Annotated in this window: 15 protein-coding genes; 12 read left to right on the top strand and 3 right to left on the bottom strand. The window is 74.5% G+C overall.

The annotated features are described in order from the left end of the window. Positions 1 to 131: 131 nt before the first annotated feature. Positions 132 to 1,112 (bottom strand): DUF6528 family protein, encoded by a 981-nt coding sequence (locus PUR61_RS21795; protein WP_329880924.1) that lies wholly within the window; start codon positions 1,110 to 1,112, stop codon positions 132 to 134. Positions 1,113 to 1,488: 376 nt separating this feature from the next. Beyond that, positions 1,489 to 2,880 carry an NAD(P)/FAD-dependent oxidoreductase gene (locus PUR61_RS21790; protein ID WP_329880922.1) on the bottom strand — a complete coding sequence of 464 codons (1,392 nt, stop codon included), beginning with the start codon at positions 2,878 to 2,880 and terminating at the stop codon, positions 1,489 to 1,491. Positions 2,881 to 3,267: 387 nt separating this feature from the next. Here PUR61_RS21790 and PUR61_RS21785 point away from each other — a divergent pair, with 387 nt between their 5' ends. The 12 genes from PUR61_RS21785 to PUR61_RS21730 all read left to right on the top strand — a co-directional run bounded on the left by PUR61_RS21785 (position 3,268) and on the right by PUR61_RS21730 (position 17,662). Then, positions 3,268 to 3,528: a hypothetical protein gene (locus PUR61_RS21785; protein WP_329880921.1), complete on the top strand. Its 261-nt coding sequence runs from the start codon at positions 3,268 to 3,270 to the stop codon at positions 3,526 to 3,528. An 845-nt stretch (positions 3,529 to 4,373) separates the two neighbouring features. Further along, entirely contained in the window at positions 4,374 to 5,339 is a 966-nt protein-coding gene (locus PUR61_RS21780; protein ID WP_329880920.1) for a TauD/TfdA dioxygenase family protein, read from the top strand. Positions 5,340 to 5,481: 142 nt separating this feature from the next. Beyond that, complete coding sequence (locus tag PUR61_RS21775) at positions 5,482 to 6,729, top strand: ROK family transcriptional regulator (protein WP_329880919.1); 1,248 nt, start codon at positions 5,482 to 5,484, stop codon at positions 6,727 to 6,729. 118 nt (positions 6,730 to 6,847) lie between these two features. Then, positions 6,848 to 8,434, top strand: coding sequence for an ABC transporter substrate-binding protein (locus PUR61_RS21770; protein WP_329880917.1), 1,587 nt, complete (start codon positions 6,848 to 6,850; stop codon positions 8,432 to 8,434). 15 nt (positions 8,435 to 8,449) lie between these two features. Continuing rightward, entirely contained in the window at positions 8,450 to 9,394 is a 945-nt protein-coding gene (locus PUR61_RS21765; RefSeq protein WP_329880916.1) for an ABC transporter permease, read from the top strand. A 3-nt stretch (positions 9,395 to 9,397) separates the two neighbouring features. Beyond that, a complete protein-coding gene (locus tag PUR61_RS21760) occupies positions 9,398 to 10,270 on the top strand; it encodes an ABC transporter permease (RefSeq protein WP_329880915.1) in 873 nt (290 codons plus the stop codon). Further along, entirely contained in the window at positions 10,267 to 12,021 is a 1,755-nt protein-coding gene (locus PUR61_RS21755) for an ABC transporter ATP-binding protein (RefSeq protein ID WP_329880913.1), read from the top strand. Before PUR61_RS21760 ends, PUR61_RS21755 begins: the two co-directional genes overlap by 4 nt. Continuing rightward, positions 12,018 to 14,399, top strand: coding sequence for an arylsulfatase (locus tag PUR61_RS21750; protein ID WP_329880911.1), 2,382 nt, complete (start codon positions 12,018 to 12,020; stop codon positions 14,397 to 14,399). Before PUR61_RS21755 ends, PUR61_RS21750 begins: the two co-directional genes overlap by 4 nt. A 45-nt stretch (positions 14,400 to 14,444) precedes the next feature. Further along, complete coding sequence (locus PUR61_RS21745; protein WP_329880909.1) at positions 14,445 to 15,086, top strand: 4'-phosphopantetheinyl transferase family protein; 642 nt, start codon at positions 14,445 to 14,447, stop codon at positions 15,084 to 15,086. A gap of 65 nt (positions 15,087 to 15,151) precedes the next feature. Beyond that, the gene (locus PUR61_RS21740) at positions 15,152 to 15,691 is read left to right on the top strand and encodes an NUDIX hydrolase (RefSeq protein WP_329880907.1); all 540 of its coding nucleotides are present in this window, start codon (positions 15,152 to 15,154) and stop codon (positions 15,689 to 15,691) included. A 176-nt stretch (positions 15,692 to 15,867) separates the two neighbouring features. Continuing rightward, positions 15,868 to 16,416 (top strand): hypothetical protein, encoded by a 549-nt coding sequence (locus PUR61_RS21735; RefSeq protein WP_329880905.1) that lies wholly within the window; start codon positions 15,868 to 15,870, stop codon positions 16,414 to 16,416. Positions 16,417 to 16,432: 16 nt separating this feature from the next. After that, positions 16,433 to 17,662 carry a sensor histidine kinase gene (locus tag PUR61_RS21730; protein WP_329880903.1) on the top strand — a complete coding sequence of 410 codons (1,230 nt, stop codon included), beginning with the start codon at positions 16,433 to 16,435 and terminating at the stop codon, positions 17,660 to 17,662. A 148-nt stretch (positions 17,663 to 17,810) separates the two neighbouring features. On the opposite strand, the gene PUR61_RS21725 is transcribed toward PUR61_RS21730, so the two are convergent. After that, a complete protein-coding gene (locus PUR61_RS21725) occupies positions 17,811 to 18,740 on the bottom strand; it encodes a polysaccharide deacetylase family protein (RefSeq protein WP_329880901.1) in 930 nt (309 codons plus the stop codon). Positions 18,741 to 18,778: the final 38 nt, after the last annotated feature.

Raw genomic sequence — 18,778 nt, 5'->3', positions numbered from 1 at the left:
CGGATGGTTTACGGAACCAGAGCGGAAACTGACCACCATTGGAGTAGTTTGCCGCTGCATAAAATCAGCCGCATCCACCGAATGCCAGCCCGGTCCCATAGTCCCACCGGTCGCTCCCCCGGGCCTTCCGCTCACGCCGCGCTCCCCCAACTGGTCCACCAGCGCGCCTTGTAGAGCCAGGCGCCGGGCAACCTCCGGACGGCGTCCGGACGGTGCAGCGAGAGCACCGAGGTGCACCAGGAACAGGGGCCCGCGTGGTCCGGGGCCGCGATGAGCAACCGCCCCGAACCCGGCTCGTCGCCGACGCTCTTGACGTCCCTCCCCGCCTGCTCGCCGCCCAGTCCGACCTTCGAGAAGCGGTCCGTCGCGGGGTCGAACCGCCAGAGGTGCCCGGCGGTGCTCACCCAGAAGCGCCCGGGCGTGGCGAGCACCGGCGCCAGGTCGTGACCTCCCGGCTCCGGCAACGGCACCGCCCGGACCGCGGTCAGGGTCGGCGCCGCCGCGGTGCCGCCCACCCGGAGCGCGGTCAGCGTGTCGTCGCCGACCGCCCAGAGCAGTCCGGTCCGCCGGTCCCAGTGCACGCCGTGCGCGCCCGGGAGCCGGAATTCGGCGTGCACCGAGCTCCGCGGCCCCTGCGAGGCCGTGTAGAGCCGGATCCACCCGCCGGTGGAGGCCGCCACCGCGACGTTCCCGTCCGGCAGCAGCTCCGCGCTGTGCGGGTTGGCGAGCGGACCGGTGTCGACCGCCCAGGCGGCGGCACCGGTCGCGGTGTCGACCGCGGCCGCCAGCCCGCCCGAGGCGGTCGTGAGCAGGTAGCGGCGACCGTGCCGCACCCGGCTCTTCGCCTCGTCCGGCATCGACCAACTGCGTTCCGGCCGGAGGTCGTCGAGGTCCGGCGCGGTGTCCGCCGACCACGACCAGACCACCGGCAGGCGGTCCGGCCCCCGGTAGGCCATCAGCTCCTCGGCGCTCTGCAGCACCAGCACCCGCCGGGACGCCTGGTCCACCACGACGACCGCCCATCCGGGCCCCGCCGTCGCCTGCCCGGTCGGCACCGTCGCCGCGACCGCCGCGAGCACCGCCACACCCACCGCCACGCGCCACGTCCGCACCCACTTCACCTCCACCGTCCGCCCTCGCCCCACCGTCCGGTGTCCTTCCCCGACCCGCCAGCGGGCAGGCTCCGACCGGCCTATCCGCTCCCCCCGGGCCACCTCCCCGCCAGGGGCCCGCTACCGCCCTCCGGCGTAGCCCGCGCCGGAGCACCGGCCTGCGCCCCGCCCGACACTCCGGGCCTGCGCCCCACCCGACACTCCGGCCGCCCTCGTCGGTGCGCCGCGCCTTCGGTGCGGAGGAGGCGGGGCCGGGCGGCACCCCCGGTGAGGGCGACGCGTCCGGCGTGGCCGACCGTCCGCGCCCGCCCGGCCCGCGACCGCCACCGAGGCCCCCGGGGACCGGTGCCGCGCGCCCCGGTCCGCCGGCCCCCGCCTACCGGCCGGCGACCAGGTCGCCGAGGCGGGCCAGCGGGGAGGTCGTGGGACGACCGGCGGCCTCCTGACGGTCGGCGGCGTGGTAGACCGCGTAGAGGGCGTGCACGCCGAGCCAGCGCAGCGGCTCGGGCTCCCAGCGGCGGACGGTGTGGCCGACCCAGGGCAGCCGGGTCAGCTCGGTGTCGCGGCCGAGGACGAGGTCGCACAGGGTCCGCCCGGCCAGGTTGGTGGTGGTCACCCCGCTGCCGACGTACCCGCCGGCCCACCCGAGCCCGGTGCGGCGGTCCAGGTCGACGGTGGCGCACCAGTCCCGGGGCACGCCGAGCACACCCGCCCAGGCGTGGTCGATCCGGGCGGACCGGGCGGCGGGGAAGAAGGCGTCCAGGACCTCACGCAGCTGCCGGACGGTCGCCTCCTGCGTGGTGCCGTCGGTGTCGGTCCGCGAGCCGAAGCGGTAGGGCACGCCGCGCCCGCCGAGGGCGATCCGGTCGTCGGCGGTGCGCTGCGCGTACATGTAGGCGTGGGCGAAGTCCCCGAGCACCTCGCGGCCCTCCCAGCCGGCCCCGGCCCAGAACGACGGCGGCAGCGGCTCGGTGGCGATCATCGCCGAGTTCATCGGCAGCCAGGTGCGCCGCTCCCCGGCCAGCCCGGCGGTGAACCCCTCGGTGGCGCGCAGCACGTACCGGGCGGTGACGGTGCCGTGCGGTGTGACGGCGGCCGGCCGGTCGCCACCCCGGATCTCGGTGACCGGGGTTCCCTCGTACACCGCCACGCCCAGCCGCTCCACGGCCGCCGCCAGCCCCGCAGCCAGTTTGGCGGGCTGCACGCGCGCGCCGTGCGGGCTCCACACCCCGCCGAGCGCGCCCTCGACCCGCAGTCGCTCCCGGGTCTCCGACGCGCTCAACTCCTCGACACGGCCCGGTCCGTAGGCGGCCTCCGCGTCCGCGAACGCCCGCAGCCGGGCCAGCTGGGCCGGTGTCCGGGCCACCTCCAGCACCCCGCCCCGGACGAGGTCGGCGTCGACGCCCTCCGCCGCCAGGGTCCGCGCGACCTCGTCGACGGCCGCGTCCATCACCCGCTGCATCGCCGCGGCCCGCTCCCGCCCGTACCGCCGGGCGAACGCGCCGCGCCCGGCGAACCCGTTGTAGAGCCACCCGCCGTTGCGCCCCGACGCGCCGTACCCGCAGAACCGCGCCTCCAGTACGGCGATCCGCAGCCCGGGGTCGGCCTTCCTCAGGTAGTACGCCGTCCACAGCCCCGTGTACCCGCCGCCCACCACGCACACGTCGACGTCGAGGTCCCCGGGCAGCGCGGGCCGCGCCTCGGGCACCCCCAGCTGCCGCCACCAGAACGACACCCCGCCGTTCACACCCGCAACGCCAGACGCCACGACCCCGACCTCCACTCACGCCGTTCCCGGATCCCCGGACGCTACGCGCGCCCCGGGCTCCCGGACCACCGCCACCGTGCAAGGAATCCGGCCGTCCGCCCCTGCACCCTGTCAGGGAGGGACGGCCGGGCCGGCAGGTGCCGGCGGGCCCGCTCAGCCCGGGGTGGAGCCGGTGACCGGGTCGGAGAGGGGGATGCTCCCGCAGGCCCCGGAGCCGGCGCCGGAGGACGGTAGGCAGGCCCGGCCCGGCCGGCACAGACATGTGACGTGCCGCCATGAACACTGGTCAGGGGGCTCTACCACCGCGGCCGAAGGGGGGACGACACGTGACCGCACGGTCCCCCGGCTCGTTGACCCGGCACCGTCCACGCGTCCTCGGAGGCCCCCGTGCGCACCGCTCTCCCCACCGCCCTCCCCACCGTCCTGGCCGTGCTGCTCGGCGCCGCCGCGCTCCTCGGGACGGCCGCCGGCCAGGCCGCCGCCGCGCCGGTGCCGGTTCCGGTGAATGCGCCCGCGAACGCGCCTGCCCCTGCGCACCGGGAGGTCAACCAGGGCTACAGCATCCCCGTCGGCGCCGTCACCGACCTCGGCGCACTGCCCGTGCTCGGCAGCCTCGGGCTCGACTTCGCCCGCCTGCTCGGCGCCTGACGGGGCCGGCTCCCCCGCACCGGCGGGGACCCGGTGCGCGAGACCGCCCGGCTCCACCGGGGCGAGCCGTGGTTCGCCGAGGCGTACGCGGCGCTGGAGGCGATCGCCTCCGGGCGCGGCGGACCGGCCGACTGGCCGTGCAGCCGAAGGCCGGGCACTACCCGTGGCTCGACGACGCCGAACTGTTCACGGCCGAGGTCGCGGGCTTCCTGACGTGACACGGGGCGACGCGGGCCCGTCCGGAGCTGCTCCGGGCGGGCCTTTCGCATGCGTGCGGGCCTCCTCCGGGGTTTCTTCCGCTGCGAAAGTTAGTAATCCCGATACTCCCCCGACAGGCGGGAACACTCCGCCGTCGCACCCCCGACATCACCCCGACATCGGCCGCAACACCGCGCCACAGCGCCGCAACACCCCTGTCCACCAGGCAGAACGGACGATTGACAGGGAGGCCGCGCCTTCAGCACCATGAGCGCCGAGCCACTCGAAACGCCCGGAAGGAGGGCCGATGAGCACCGTTGACCGTGCCGAGCACGGCCCCGCCCGCCGGGGCCCGTGTCGCCGCCGCTGTTGTCGCGGAGCGCTCGCCCGCTGACACCCGTCCGGGCCGCGCCGACCGCGTCCCCGGACCGGCGCACCCGCACCCGCACCCGGGGTGGCGCGCCGCCCCGCTGTGCCCGTCCGGCCGCGGCCGGCCCGCACACCGCCGCACCCACGTCACCCGCTTCCCGTTCCGCCTGCCCGCGACCGGCCCTGCCGCCGTCACGCCCCGGCGCACCGCGGCACGCCGTCGAAGCGGCCTCCCACTCCCCTCCACCCCGCCTCCCCACGAGAGCTGAGGAACCGTCATGAGCGTTGCCCAGAACCAGATCACCGAGCTCGACCTCACCCCGGCCGCCGGCCGGATCGGCGCGATCGTGAACGACGTCCGCCTCGGCGGCGACCTGCCCACCGAGACCGTCGCCGCCATCGAGGCCGCGCTCTACGCGCACAAGGTCCTGTTCTTCCGCGGCCAGCAGCACCTGGACGACGCCGAGCACGAGGCGTTCGCCCGCCTGCTGGGCCACCCGGTCGGCCACCCGACCGTCCCCAGCGCGGACGGCCGCTACATCTTCGAGCTGGACGCCACCAAGGGCGTGCGCGCCAACAACTGGCACACCGACGTCACCTTCGTCCCGTCCTACCCGAAGGCGTCGATCCTGCGCTCGCTGGAGCTCCCGCCGGCCGGCGGATCGACCGTGTGGGCCAACACGGTCGCCGCGTACGAGGACCTGCCGGAGCCGCTGAAGGTGCTGGCCGAGTCGCTGCGCGCCGTCCACACCAACGACTACGACTACGCGGCCAGCCTGGCCCTCCGCCCGGAGCTCGCGGACAACGCCGAGATCGCCAACCTGTTCCGTCAGGTGTTCGTCTCGACCGCGTTCAAGACCGAGCACCCGCTGGTCCGGGTGCACCCGGTGACCGGTGAGAAGACCCTGCTCCTGGGCGCGTTCGCGCAGCGGATCCAGGGCGTCTCGGGCGCCGACAGCCGGGCCCTGATCACGCTCTTCCAGCGGTACGTGGAGCGCCTGGAGAACACCGTCCGCTGGGACTGGCAGGTCGGTGACGTCGTCATCTGGGACAACCGGGCCACCCAGCACTACGCGGTCAACGACTACGGCGACGAGCCGCGCCTGGTCCGCCGGATCACCCTGGACGGCGACCTGCCGGTCGGCGTGGACGGGGTGCCGAGCCGGCTGCTGGAGCCCGCCGACCCGCCGAAGGTGGCCGGTCTGGTGCCGGCCGAGGAACTGGAGGCCGCAGCCCGCGGCTGACCCCGCCGGCCCCGCCCCGGCCCTGCGAACCCGACGCGGGGCCGGGGGGGCGCGACACCGCGCCACCCGGGCAGACCGCCGGATTCGCCGGACCGCCCACCGCCCCGGCACCCATCGCCCCCGACGCCCCGAAGGACCGCCGATGTTCACCGCATCCCCGCCCCCGGCCGAGAAGCCCCGCACCGGGGACGAGCGGCGGGACGTCAACGCCGCGGCCGTGCTGCGGGCGGTGCTGGACCACGGTCCGGTCGCCCGCAGCCGGGTCGCCGCGCTCACCGGACTCAGTCCGGCCGCGGTGTCCCGGCAGGTGGTCGACCTCTCCCGGTTCGGGCTGCTCCGCGAGCGGCCCGAACTGGCGGGCGGCGGCGCCGGGACGGTGGGCCGCCCGCAGCTCCCGGTGGACGTCGACACCGGCCGGCTCGCCGTCGCCGGCCTGCACATCGGTGTTCCGTACACCACCTTCGCCTTCCTCGACCTACGCGGAAACGTGCTGTACCGCCAGGAGTTGAGCAACCGGGGCCGCACCGGCCACGCGGTGCTCCGACCGCTGCTGGAGCGGCTGCCCCGGCTGCTGGCCGCCGTGCCGGACGGCCGGACGCCGGTCGGCCTGGGCGCGGTGACCGGCGGCGCGGTGGACCGGGAACGCGGAATGATGGTCCGTCACGAACCCCTCGGCTGGCGGGACCTGCCGCTCGGCGAGCTGTTGGCGAAGGCCTCCGGCCTGCCCGTCCAGGTGGACAACCACGCCCGGGCGCTGGCCCAGGCGGAAATCCTGTTCGGGCACCCCGCGGCCCGCCGCTCCATGGTGCACCTGTTCGTCGGCCACGTGGTGGACGCCGCGCTCGCGGTGGCCGGCACCGTGCACGTCGGACCGCAGTCCCCGACCGGGGACGTCGCCCACCTCCCCGTGGCGGACAGCGACGAACTCTGCCACTGCGGCCGCACCGGCTGTCTGGCGGTCGCCGCCTCGGACACCACGCTCTTCGAGGCGGCGGCCGCCGAAGGCATCACCCGCAAACCGGACCGCACCGAGTTCACCGCCGCCGTACTGGCGGGCGACCCGCGCGCCGACAAGCTGGTCCGGCGCCGGGCCGCGACCGTCGGACGCGCGCTGGCACTGCTCGCCGACGTGGTCAATCCGGACCTGCTGGTCCTGACCGAGACCTTCGCCCTGCTGGACAAGGCCTACCTGGACGTGGTGCGGGAGGAGTTCGCGCTCCGCTCGCACCTTCGCCGGGACGCCGACCTGCTGATCGCCCAGCAGCGCGGGGCCGACGTGCTGGCCGTGGCGGCGGGGGCGGCAGCGCTCGCCGCCCTCTACGCCCGGCCGCTGCACGCCATGGCGGCGGCGGCCGAGGCCCCGCCGGCCGTCCCGGTCCGGCTCGGCTGACCGCCGGCGGGCCCGCACCGTCCCCCGACCGTCGCCCGCCGACCACGCCCCGTCGCCCACCGCCCCGCCCGCCGACCGTCGCCCGCCGACCCTTCTTCACCGCAAAGGACTTCCGCCCATGCCCGTCTTCCCCGCTCCGTCCGCCTCCGGGCTCTCCCGCCGGACCCTGCTCCGTGGCGGCCTGGCCGGCGCCGGCCTGCTGACGCTCGCCGCCTGCCGTTCGGCGGCCGACACCGCCACCGCCCCCGCGGGCGACGCGGCGAGCCCTCGCCGGGGCGGCGTCCTCACGGTCGGCGCCGGTGTCGACTTCACCCCGGCCCTGCTCTTCGCCCAGAGCGCCAACACCCTCGTCCAGCGCCTGGTCTTCAACACCCTGACCAGGTACGACGACCGGCTCCAGCCGCAGCCCGAACTGGCCACCTCCTGGCAGGTCTCCCCGGACGGCACCTCCGTCACGCTGAAGCTGCGCGACGACGTGCTCTTCCACAGCGGCCGCAAGTTCACCGCCGACGACGTGGTCTTCGCGGTCAAGAACCTCCAGAACCCGGTCCGTTCGGCCCAGCTGCGCTCCACCGCCGCCGCCGTCACCGACTTCCGCAAGAACGGCGACTTCGAGCTCACCCTCACCCTCGCGCACCCGGTGAGCAACATCTTCGACCTCTTCGAGTTCATGATCATCCCGGACTCGGCCAGCGTCGAGGAGGCCTTCGCCGGGACGAAGCTGATCGGCACCGGCCCGTACACCTTCACCGACCGCAAGCCGGGCAGCTCGATCACCTTCGCCCGCAACGAGAAGTACTGGAACCCGGGCCGTCCCTACCTCGACGGCGTCGAGATCAGGATCGTCCCGCAGGCCGAGTCGCTGCTCTCCTCCCTCAAGACCGGCCAGACGCACCTCTCCTACAGCATCCGCGGCAAGGACGTCGCCACCCTCAAGACGGACCCGCAGTTCCGGATCACCTCGTACGACACCGGCGCCGGCGCCCACTACATCGGCGCCAACGTGACCGGTGAGCACGTCTCCGACAAGCGGGTCCGCCAGGCCATCGCCTGGGCCGTCGACCGCGACCGGCTGGTCCAGCAGGCGCTCGGCGGCTACGGCACCGTGTCCTCCACCCCCTGGCCCAAGTCCTCCCCCGCGTACAGCGAGGCCGCCGCCGGCCGCTACCGCCACGACCCGGAAAAGGCACGCCAGTTGCTCAAGGAGGCCGGCCTGACGGGCATCACCCTGCCCTTCGCGCACTCCAACGACCCCGGCAACACGGCCATCGCGCAGATCCTGCAGTACGACCTCAAGCAGGTCGGTATCGAGACCGTGCTGCAGCCCACCGACTCGCCGACCATGCAGAAGCAGCTCATCTCGCAGACCATGCCCGCCCTCTGGACGCTCAGCCACGGCTTCGCCCAGCTCCACCCCGCCACCCTGGCGGTCAGCGCCTACCCGTTCAACGAGGCCAAGAACAGCTCGCACTTCTCCTCCCCCGCCTACACCGAGATCGTGCAGAAGGCGTGGAAGCGGCCCGACAGCGACAGCCCCGAGGCCAAGGCGCTCTACCAGCAGATCACCGACGTCCTGCTGGACGAGCAGTTCGTGATCGACCTCGCCATCGCCGGCCTGACCGAGGTCGCCGGCAGCAAGGTCCGCGGCGCCACCCTCAACAAGTTCGGCTACCTCAACCTCGACGACGCCTACCTGACGGCCTGACGGACGGCCCGACCGATGCGAACCTTCCTCCTCAAGCGGCTGCCCTCCGGGCTGCTCGTCCTGCTCCTCGCCTCCTTCCTCGTCTTCCTCATCCTCCGCCTCATCCCCGGCGACCCGGCCACCACCCTGGCCGGACCGGACGCCGGACCCCAGGCCGTCGCCGCCATCCGCGCCCAACTCGGCCTGGACGAACCGCTCGTCGGCCAGTACCTGACCTGGATCGGCAACCTGCTGAGCGGCGATCTCGGGCCCAGCTACGCGATCGGCGGCCAGGTCTCCGACCTGATCGGCAACGGCATCGCCGCCACCGTCCAACTCACCCTCGGCGCCCTCCTCCTGGTCGTCCTGCTGGCCCTGCCGCTGGGTGTCCTGGGCGCCACCGCCCGCCGACGGCCGGTCGCCGCCGCCGTCCACGCCTTCACCACCGCCGTCCTGGCCGTCCCGCCGTTCGTCACCGGCGTGCTGCTGGTGCTGCTGTTCGCGGTCACCCTCGGCCTGCTGCCCGCCGGCGGCCACGAGTCGTTCCTCGACGCCCCCGACCTCGCCCTCCAGTACCTGCTGATGCCGGCCGTCTGCCTCGCGCTGCCGAGCGCCGCCGTCCTCGCCCGCTACCTCAAGGACGGCATCGAACGGGCCCTCGCCGAGGACTACGTCCGCACCGCCACCGCCGTCGGCGTCTCCCGGCGCCGCATCGTCTGGCTGCACGCCCTGCCCAACGCGCTGCCCTCCGCCGTCACCGTGCTCGGCCTCCAGGTCGGCCACCTCGTCGCCGGCGCGGTGCTGGTGGAGCGGATCTTCGCCTGGCCCGGACTCGGCCAGCTGATCGAGCAGGGCGTCATCCGCCGCGACTACCCCGTCGTGCAGGACCTCCTGCTGCTGATCGTCGCCGTCTACGTCGCCGTCCAGCTGCTCACCGACCTGGCGTACGCCTGGCTGGACCCCCGGATCCGGTGGGAGTAACCGATGACCGCCCTGACCGCCCCCGCCCCGTCACCGACCGCCCCGGCCCCGCCGCCGGCGCGGCGCCGCAACCGCTACCTCGCCGGGCTGCTCACCGGACGCGGCCTGACCGGCCTCGCCCTGGTCGGCGTGGTCGCCCTCGCCGGCCTGCTCGCCCCGCTGCTCACCGACCTCGACCCGAACGCGCAGAGCGCCCTCGCCCTCGCCGGGCCGAGCGCCGAGCACCCGTTCGGCACCGACGACCTGGGACGGGACCTCTTCAGCCGGGTCCTGCACGGCATCACCACCGACCTGGCGCTGACCTTCGGCGCCGTCCCGGTCGGCGCGCTGCTGGGCTGCTCGCTCGCCCTGCTCGCCGCCTCCCACCGGTGGGCGGACGTCGCCGTCCAGCGCTCCTTCGACCTGGTGCTCGCCTTCCCCGGCATCATCCTGGCGCTCGCCGTCACCGCCGTGCTCGGGCCGGGCCGCTGGCCGGTGTTCATCGTCATCGCGCTCGCCGAGATCCCCGGCTTCGGGCGGCAGCTGCGCTCCGGCATCCTGGTCCAGCGGGAGCGCGAGTACGCGCTCGCCGCGCGGGTCGGCGGCGCCACCCGGCGGCGGGTGCTGCTGCGGCACGTCGTGCCCAACGCGGTCGACCCGCTGATCGTGCAGACCGCCGTCGCCCTCTCCATCGGCGTCTTCATCGAGGGTGCGATGAGCTTCCTCGGGCTCGGCGTCCGCCCGCCGGAGCCGACCCTCGGCTCCATCCTCAGCCAGTCCGTCGGCTACCTCTCCACCCATCCGACCTTCGCGGCGGCCCCGCTGGCCGCCACCACCGCGCTGGTGCTCGGCTTCACGCTGATCGCCGAGGCCCTGAACCGGGGGATCCGCCGATGAGCAGCCCTGTCCGGGACACCCGCGTCGTGCCCGGCGCCACCGACGCCCACCCCGGCGACGCGGGGCCCACCGACGCCACCGGAAGCACCGGAGCCGCCGGAACCGCCGCCGGTTCCCCCGGTTCCGCCGCCCGCACCGTCCTCCGGGTCCGCGACCTGACGGTCACCTTCGGCCCCGGCGCCGGAACCGCCGGCGCGGTGACCGCCGTCGACGGGGTCGGCTTCGAGCTGGCCGCCGGGGACACCCTCGGCCTGGTCGGCGAGTCCGGCTCCGGCAAGTCCACCACCGCGCTGGCGCTGCTGCGGATGCTGCCGGCCGGCGGCCGGATCACCGGCGGCTCGGTCGAGCTGGCCGGGCAGGACCTCGCCGCCCTGCCCGAACCGGCCCTGCGCGCGCTGCGCGGCCGGCGGATCGCGATGATCTTCCAGGACCCGATGTCCTCGCTCAACCCGGTACTCACCGTCGGCCGCCAACTCGACGAGGCACTGCGCGCCCACGGCACCGCAGACCGGGCCGAACGATCCACCCGGGCAGTCGAGTTGCTGGACCTGGTCGGCATCCCCGGTGCCGCCGACCGGCTGCGCGACCACCCGCACCAGTTCTCCGGCGGCCAGCGCCAGCGCATCATGATCGCCCTCGCGCTCGCCAACGACGCCGAGGTCCTGGTCGCCGACGAGCCCACCACCGCACTCGACCCGACCGTCCAGCAGCAGATCCTCCGCCTGCTCACCCGGATCAACCGGGAGACCGGCACCGCGCTGGTGGTGATCAGCCACGACCTCGGGGTCATCGCCCAGACCTGCCGCCGGCTGCTGGTGATGCGGCACGGCCGGGTGGTGGAGTCCGGGGAGACGTCCGACGTCCTGGGCGCACCGCAACACCCGTACACCAAGCAGCTGCTGGCCGCCGTCCCGAGGCTCGACGCGCCCTCCGGGGCCGCCGCCAACAGCACCCCCGGCGCCGAGCCGCTCCTCGCCGTCAGCGGCCTGCGCAAGACGTACGGCTCGCGCAGGCGCGCCGTCACCGCCCTGGACGGCGTGGACCTGGTGCTGCACCCCGGCGAGACCCTCGGCCTGGTCGGCGAGTCCGGCTCCGGCAAGTCCACACTGGCCCGCGCCCTGGTCCAGGTGCACGCGCCGAGCGGGGGCGAGATCCGATTCCGGGGCCAGGAGTTCGGGCGCGGCGGCGAGCGTGCCGCCAGGCGTGAACTCCAGATGGTGTTCCAGGACCCGTACGCGTCGCTCAATCCGCGGATGACCGCCGGGCAGATCGTCGCCGAACCGCTGATCGCCCACGGCTACGGCGACCGGGCCGCGCGCGAGAAGCGGGTGACCGAACTGCTGGAGCAGGTCGGCCTCGACCCGACCACCGCCGACCGCCACCCGCGCGCCTTCTCCGGAGGACAGCGTCAACGCATCGGCATCGCGCGGGCGTTGGCCCCCGAACCCAGCGTGCTGATCTGCGACGAGCCGGTCTCCGCGCTGGACGTCTCGGTCCAGGCCCAGGTGATCGAACTGCTCGCCCGGCTCCAGCGCGAACTCGGCCTCGCCATCCTCTTCATCGCCCACGACCTCGCCGTGGTCCGGCAGGTGAGCCACCGGATCGCCGTGATGCACCGGGGCCGGATCGTCGAGACCGGACCGGCCGACCGCGTCGTCACGGCGCCGGAACACCCCTACACCGCCGAACTCCTCTCCGCCGTACCGCAGCTGGCGGCGCCGACCCCCCTCACCGCCCGGAGCACCGCATGAGCAGCACGCCCGACCACCGGCCCGCGGACACCACGGACGCCACGGGCCCGGACGCCGCCGACCCCCACCACCGGGACCCCTACGCGGGCTTCCCCGGTACCGTCGGCCGCACCTTCCGCGAGTCCACCGCCGCCTGGCCCGACCGGGTCCGCCCCCGCGAGGGCGCGCCCAACATCGTCGTCGTCCTCGTCGACGACATGGGCTACAGCGACATCGGCCCGTTCGGCGCCGAGATCCCCACCCCCACCCTGGACGCCCTGGCCGAGAGCGGCGTCAAGCTGGCCAACTACCACACCATGCCGCTCTGCTCGCCCGCCCGCGCCGCGCTGCTCACGGGCCTCAACCCGCACCGGGTCGGCTACTCCTTCGTCGCCAACGCCGACCCCGGCTTCCCCGGCTACGGCATGGAGGTGGCCGGCGACATCCCCACCCTCGCCGAACTGCTGCACGACGCCGGCTACGCCACCTACGCCGTCGGCAAGTGGCACCTCACCCGGGACTCCGCCTCCAACGCCGCCGACAACCGCGCCAACTGGCCGCTGCAGAAGGGCTTCGACCAGTACTACGGCGTCCTGGAGGGGCTCACCAGCCTCTTCCACCCGCACCAACTCGTGCGCGACAACAGCCCGTTGGACATCGACGAGCTGCCGGACGGCTACTACTACACCGACGACATCACCGACCGGGCCATCTCCATGGTCACCTCGCTGCGCGCCCACGACGCCGACAAGCCGTTCTTCCTCTACCTCGCCCACAACGCCGTGCACGGCCCGCTCCAGGCCAAGCCCGAGGACCTCGCCCGGCACCGGGGCCGCTACGACGAGGGCTGGGACGAGCTGCGCACCGCCCGGTTCGCCCGCCAGCTCGCCGCCGGCCACTTCCCGCCCGGCACCGACCTGCCCGACCGCAACTCCGAGGCCGGGTACGAGGTCGGCCCGTGGAACGAACTCACCGAGGTCCAGCAGACGTTGTACGCCCGCTACATGGAGGTGTACGCGGCGATGGTCGACAACGTCGACCAGAACCTCGGGCGACTCCTCGGCACCCTGGCCGAACTCGGCGAACTCGACAACACCATCGTGGTGTTCACCTCCGACAACGGCGGCACCGGCGAGGGCGGCGCCGAGGGCACCCGCAGCTACTTCAGCCGCTTCGTCCACCATCCGAACCTGCCGGCGGACTGGAACCCCGACGTCCGGCGCGAGATCGACCTGATCGGCGGCCCGCAGTCGCTGGTCCACTACCCGCGCGGCTGGGGCATGGCCTCCAACACGCCGTTCCGCCTCTACAAGGGCCAGACCCACGCGGGCGGTGTCCGCGTCCCGTTCGTCCTCTCCTGGCCCGCCGGCCTGCCCCGCGCCGACGGCGACAGCGGCGTCCGCCCCCAGTACCAGTACGTCACGGACATCCTCCCCACCCTGCTCGAACTCGCGGGCGTGGAACGCCCGTCGGACCGCACCGGCCGGCCCGTCCAGTCCCTCGACGGCGTCAGCTTCGCCCCCGTCCTGCGGGAGGCGACCGCCGGCTCCACCCACCACGAGCAGTACTGCGAGATGACCGGCAACCGCAGCTACTACCGCGACGGCTGGAAGCTCGTCACCCTGCACCGCCCCGGCACCCCCTACGACGACGGCGAGTGGGCGCTCCACGACCTGCGCACCGACCCGACCGAGATCCACGACGTCGCCGACCGCCACCCGGACGTGGTGAAGGAACTCGCCGCCGCCTGGGAGACCGCCGCACGGCGCAACGGCGTCTTCCCCCTCGCCGACGGCAGCGGCGCCCTCGCCCTGCGGCACCCCGACGACGCCCGCCTCCGCCGCCCGGTCCGGCTGCTCGCGGGCACCCCCGAACTGGAGCGCTACCGCTCCTCCCGGCTGATCTCCTTCCGCTCCTTCGCGATCGAGGTCGAGCTGGACCGCCACGGCCCCGAGGACGAGGGCGTGCTCGTCTCCCACGGCGACCAGGGCGGCGGCTACAGCCTCTACGTCGAGGACAGCCGGCTCCGCCTCGCCTACAACCAGTACGGCGACCTCACCGAGGCCGACGCCGGCCCGCTCGCCCCCGGCGCCCGGCTGGTCACCGTCGAGGCCACGGCCGTCGCCGACCTGAGGTGGGAGTTCCGCGTCCTCGTCGACGGGATCGAGACCGGCCGGCTGGGCCCCGTCCACCAGCTCATCGGCATGGCCCCGTTCCAGGGCATCAGCGTCGGCGTCGACCGCAAGTCCCCCGTCTCCTGGCCGCTGTACGAGCGCCACCGCTCGTTCCGGTACAGCGGGGGCCTGCGCGCCGTCACCTACCTGCCCGGCGAACCCGCCCCGTACGACCCGGAGACCGTCGCCGGGGCACTGCGGGAGGCGGCCGCCGCCTTCGAGTAGCCCCGCGTTACCCTCGTCCGGCCAGCAACTTCTTGAGGGGGACCAGTGATCGGCGAACTCCTGCCCGCGTCCGTCGTCGTCGAGACGGCCTACGACGACCCGGCCGAGGCCCGGCTCGAACCGGCCGAGGCCGAGGTCGTCGCCCGCGCCGTCGACTCCCGCCGCCGCGAGTTCACCACCGTCCGTCACTGCGCCCGCCTGGCCCTCGGCCGGCTCGGCGTCCCGTACCGCCCGCTGGTCCCCGGCCTGCGCGGCGCGCCGAGCTGGCCCGACGGCGTCATCGGCTCCCTCACCCACTGCGCCGGCTTCCGCGCCGCCGCGGTGGCCAGGGCCGGTGACGTCGTCTCCGTCGGCATCGACGCCGAACCCGCCCTGCCGCTGCCCGAGGGCGTCCTCGACGCCATCGCCCTGCCCGCCGAGCAGCGCCGCAACACGGCCCTCACCGCCGCCCACCCCGACGTCCCCTGGGACCGCATCCTGTTCAGTGCCAAGGAGTCGGTCTACAAGACCTGGTTCCCCCTCACCCACCGCTTCCTCGACTTCTCCGAGGCCGAGCTCACCCTCCGCCCGGACGGCACCTTCGACGCCACCCTCCTCGTCCCCTCGCCGCTCCCCACCCTCGCGGGCCGCTGGCGCGTCGACCGGGGCCTCCTCGCCACCGCCATCACCGTCCTGCCGGAGGCGTAGGCGGGGCCCCGCCCGGCGCCTCTGGCAGGATGGCGCGGACCGTCCCGTCCCGAACAGAGGTACCCGTGAGCAGCGAGTGGACCGTCCATGGCAGCCGCACCGTCTACTCCAGCCCCTGGGTGGAACTCGACCTGGTGGACGTCGAGCCGGAGGGGATGCCCCGCTACGAGCACCACCTGGTGAAGTGGGCGCCGGTCGCGGCAGCCGTCGTCCTGAACGAGCGCGACGAGGTCCTGATGATCTGGCGCCACCGGTTCACCACGGACACCTGGGGCTGGGAGATCCCCTGCGGCATCGTCGAGCCCGGCGAGAGCCCCGAGGCCGCCGCCGTCCGGGAGGCCGAGGAGGAGACCGGGTGGCGGCCGGCCTCGGTGGAGCCCCTCGGCTACACCCATCCCGTCGGCGGGATGAGCAACGCCCGGCACCACGTCTTCCTCGCCCGCGGCGCCGTCCACACCGGACCGCCCGTCGACACCCACGAGGCGGACCGGATCGCGTGGATCCCGCTCGACCGCGTCCAGGGGATGATCGACCGCCGCGAGATCGTCGCCGGCGTCGCTCTCGTCGGCCTCCTCCAACTCCTCGCCCGACCCACCCCCCGCTGACCCCGGGTCGGCCGCCCCGGCCGACTCCGCCGGAGCGACCCGGCACACCCCGGCCGCCGAGCGAACCGGGGCCCGGGTGGGGCCTCGGGCTCATGCTCCCGGGACACGGGCGGGGCGACTGTGGAGGTAGTCGCCCGCACCCCCAGGGCGGGCCCGTCCGATGCCGAGGCGTTACGATGAGTACAAAGCCCACTACCGATGCGCCCGCGGTCGCCGTCACCGTGCACCCTGCCCAACGGGGCGGTGAGCTCGGCAAACCGCTGGCCCACGGGATCCTGACCAGCGCGGAGACCGTGCTGGTGCCGGATCCTCCCGAGGCACTCGCCAGCCCCTGGAAGAGATATCTCGTGCGAATATCCCGGTCACCCGGAGACGGGAAGGACTCCCAGGTCGTCCTGTCCGGCGGGCTGAGCCTGTCGGCGGTCAACGGGGACGGGATCACCGCGGCGGCGGCCGTGCTCAGCCTGATCAGCCCTTCGCGGTTCGGCGTCCACGTCGAACGGGTCTCGCCGGCCCGGCTCGCCGAGGGCCTCGTCCGCCACCAGGGCGACCAGTGGGCGGTCTACGCCGAGCTCGGCTTCGGCGTGGTGCGCCCGGAAGGTCTCGCCCCGCCGGAGAAGTGGTGGCTCGACGCCCTCACGGCCGACGGCGACGTCTCCTCCGGCGCCCGGGAGTACGGGGAGAGGACATGCTGCAGCAGCCGCACGTGCTCGCCCTGCCCCTGACCGGACCGTGGGCGCGATGACCACGCCGCAGGGCCGGACGGGGGACGCCCGGGGCGTGCGCTCCGTCCGGCTGCAGGACGCCGCGCTGGCGCTCGTCGCCCTCTTCCCGGAACTGTTCTACTTCGGCACCCTGATCGTCCCCTCCACGACGTGGGAGCAGCGGCTGTGGATGCTGCTGCTCGCCGCCGCCGAGGGGGCGGCGCTGCTCCTGCGCCGCCACCGCCCGGTGGTCACGTTCGGCGCCGTGTGGGTGATCGCCACCGGCGCCAACCTGCTCTCGATCGCCCACGTCTTCGACTACACGCCGTGTTTCGGCCTGCTGATCGCCCTCTACACCGTCTCCGAGCAGTGCCGGCGGTCCGTCGCCCTGCCGGCGCTCGCCCTCGCCTTCGTGCCGCTGTCGCTGGCGATCTACTCCACCGTGGCCTTCTACGGCGGGTCGTCCACGCTCCCGGTGCTGGTCGCGAACATCGCCTTCTACCTGCCGATCACCCTCGCGGTCTGGTGGCTCGCCCGGTGGAGCCGGGCGGCGAGGAGGGCTGCGGAGCGTCAACAGCAGGAGGTCGCCGAGGTCCGCCGGCGGGTCACCCAGGAACGGGTGCGGATCGCCCGGGAGCTGCACGACATCGTCGCCAACGCCGTCGCGGTGATGGTGATGCGGGCCGAGACGGGCCGGGTCACGGCGTTCGAGGACCCGGCGCGCGGTGAGGCCTTCGAGCACATCGAGGACCTCGGGAGGTCCACGATGGCCGAGCTCCGGCACATGCTGCGGCTGCTCCGCACCTCGGAGACCCCGGCCGAGGAGGGCAACACCCACGGCCTGGGGGACCTGGACCGGCTCCTGGCGGACATCCGCAGGGCCGGCGTCCAGATCTCCCTGGAGACGCGCGGTACGCCGCTGCGGATCGACGACAGCGTCGGCCAGACCGCCTACCGCCTCGTCCAGGAGGCGGCCACCAACATCACCAAGCACGCCGGACCGGGCACCCGGGCGGTCGTGCGGATCACCTGGGACGAGTCGCTGATCATCGAGGTCGTCGACGACGGCGCCGGGCAGCCCCCGGGCGCGCAGCGGGAGCTGTCGACCGGGCACGGGCTGCTCGGGCTGCGCGAGCGGGTCGCCCTCTTCGGCGGCCTGCTGAGTGCGGCCCCGTACGGTCCGGGCTTCCGGGTGGCCGCGGCCCTCCCGGTCTCCACCGCCCGCGCCACCGGGGCGGCGGCCGCCGGCGAGAGCCGACCGGCCTGAGCACGCCGGTTCTCGACACCCCGAGCGCGAAACCTCACGCACCGGACGACAGCAGCGCCCCGGTGGAGGCGCGCCCGGCCCTTCCTCACACGCGTACGAGCGGTTCGAACCGCCGACATCTGCTTTGTCGGAGCAGCGCTCGGTGGAATCAGTGGAAGGCGTCGGAGAGGCGGGTGAAGGTCCGGCCGGTGGCGAGGAGGGTGGGGAGGGCGGTGGCGAGGCCGCGGGCGGTGCCGGCGGTGGGGTGGTTCATGTGGGCGATGACGATGGCGCCGGGCGGGGCGTCGAGGAGTTCGCGGTGGACCTGGGTGGCGGTGAGGGTGGCTCCGCCGTCCGCGTTGGTGGTGAAGCCCGCGACGGGCTGGGCGAGGTCGGCGGCGATGCGGGTGGCGACGTCGTCGTAGTGGGCGGTGCCCGCGCGGAAGTAGCGGGGTGGCCGTCCGAGCAGCGCGGTGAGCTTTTCGAGGTTCCCGGAGATCTCGTCGTAGACCTCGCCCGCGTCGCCGGTGCCGAGGATGCCGTAGGCGGAGCGGCCGGTGACGGACAGGGGGCGGTGGGCGGTGCCGTGGTTGGCGATCTCGAAGAGGGGGTCGGCGGCGAGGTCCTCGAAGGCCGCCGGGTTGGCGTCGATCCAGCGGGCGTTGAGGAAGAGGGTGGCGGGGACGTCGTGGGTGCGGAGGGCCTCGATCAGCCCGGCGTCGTAGCCGGAGCCGCCGGGTCCGCCGCAGGCGTCGAAGGTGAGGGCGATGGCGCGCTCGCCGTCGGGGAGCGCGCTCAGGACGCCGGGGACGTCGAGGCCCCAGTCGGTGGGAGCGGCCTCGGCGTAGCGGGTGGTGACGGTGGTGCGGGTGGGGAGCGGGACGGGGATGGCCGCCGGGGCGGAGGCGGCTGCCGCGGTGGGGGTGGGCGTGGGCGTCTCTGCGGGCGCGGATGTGGGCGCGGGGGTGGGCGTGGGTGAGGCGGTCGGTGGAGGGGTGGGAGGGCCGGGCGGGGTCGGCGGACGCGCGGTGGAGGGCCGGCACGCGGCCAGCGCGCTGCCGGCCGCGACCGCCAGGAGGGTCCGCCGGCTGACTGACATGGGGAGCCTCCCGGGCTGTCTGATGTTCAGATGATCCA

The sequence above is a fragment of the Streptomyces sp. BE20 genome, from assembly GCF_036322525.1.
Classification (GTDB): Bacteria; Actinomycetota; Actinomycetes; order Streptomycetales; family Streptomycetaceae; genus Kitasatospora.
The sequence above is the reverse complement of the archived record's forward strand: the minus strand, read 5'-3'. Positions and strand labels throughout refer to the sequence as shown.

Excerpts from the sequence above, each read along its gene's own strand:
- PUR61_RS21755 (WP_329880913.1), top strand. The coding sequence starts at position 10,267 with ATGAGCAGCCCTGTCCGGGACACCCGCGTCGTGCCCGGCGCCACCGAC.
- PUR61_RS21775 (WP_329880919.1), top strand. The coding sequence starts at position 5,482 with ATGTTCACCGCATCCCCGCCCCCGGCCGAGAAGCCCCGCACCGGGGAC.
- PUR61_RS21730 (WP_329880903.1), top strand. The coding sequence starts at position 16,433 with ATGACCACGCCGCAGGGCCGGACGGGGGACGCCCGGGGCGTGCGCTCC.
- PUR61_RS21760 (WP_329880915.1), top strand. The coding sequence starts at position 9,398 with ATGACCGCCCTGACCGCCCCCGCCCCGTCACCGACCGCCCCGGCCCCG.
- PUR61_RS21735 (WP_329880905.1), top strand. The coding sequence starts at position 15,868 with ATGAGTACAAAGCCCACTACCGATGCGCCCGCGGTCGCCGTCACCGTG.
- PUR61_RS21770 (WP_329880917.1), top strand. The coding sequence starts at position 6,848 with ATGCCCGTCTTCCCCGCTCCGTCCGCCTCCGGGCTCTCCCGCCGGACC.
- PUR61_RS21780 (WP_329880920.1), top strand. The coding sequence starts at position 4,374 with ATGAGCGTTGCCCAGAACCAGATCACCGAGCTCGACCTCACCCCGGCC.
- PUR61_RS21750 (WP_329880911.1), top strand. The coding sequence starts at position 12,018 with ATGAGCAGCACGCCCGACCACCGGCCCGCGGACACCACGGACGCCACG.
- PUR61_RS21765 (WP_329880916.1), top strand. The coding sequence starts at position 8,450 with ATGCGAACCTTCCTCCTCAAGCGGCTGCCCTCCGGGCTGCTCGTCCTG.
- PUR61_RS21725 (WP_329880901.1), bottom strand. The coding sequence starts at position 18,740 with ATGTCAGTCAGCCGGCGGACCCTCCTGGCGGTCGCGGCCGGCAGCGCG.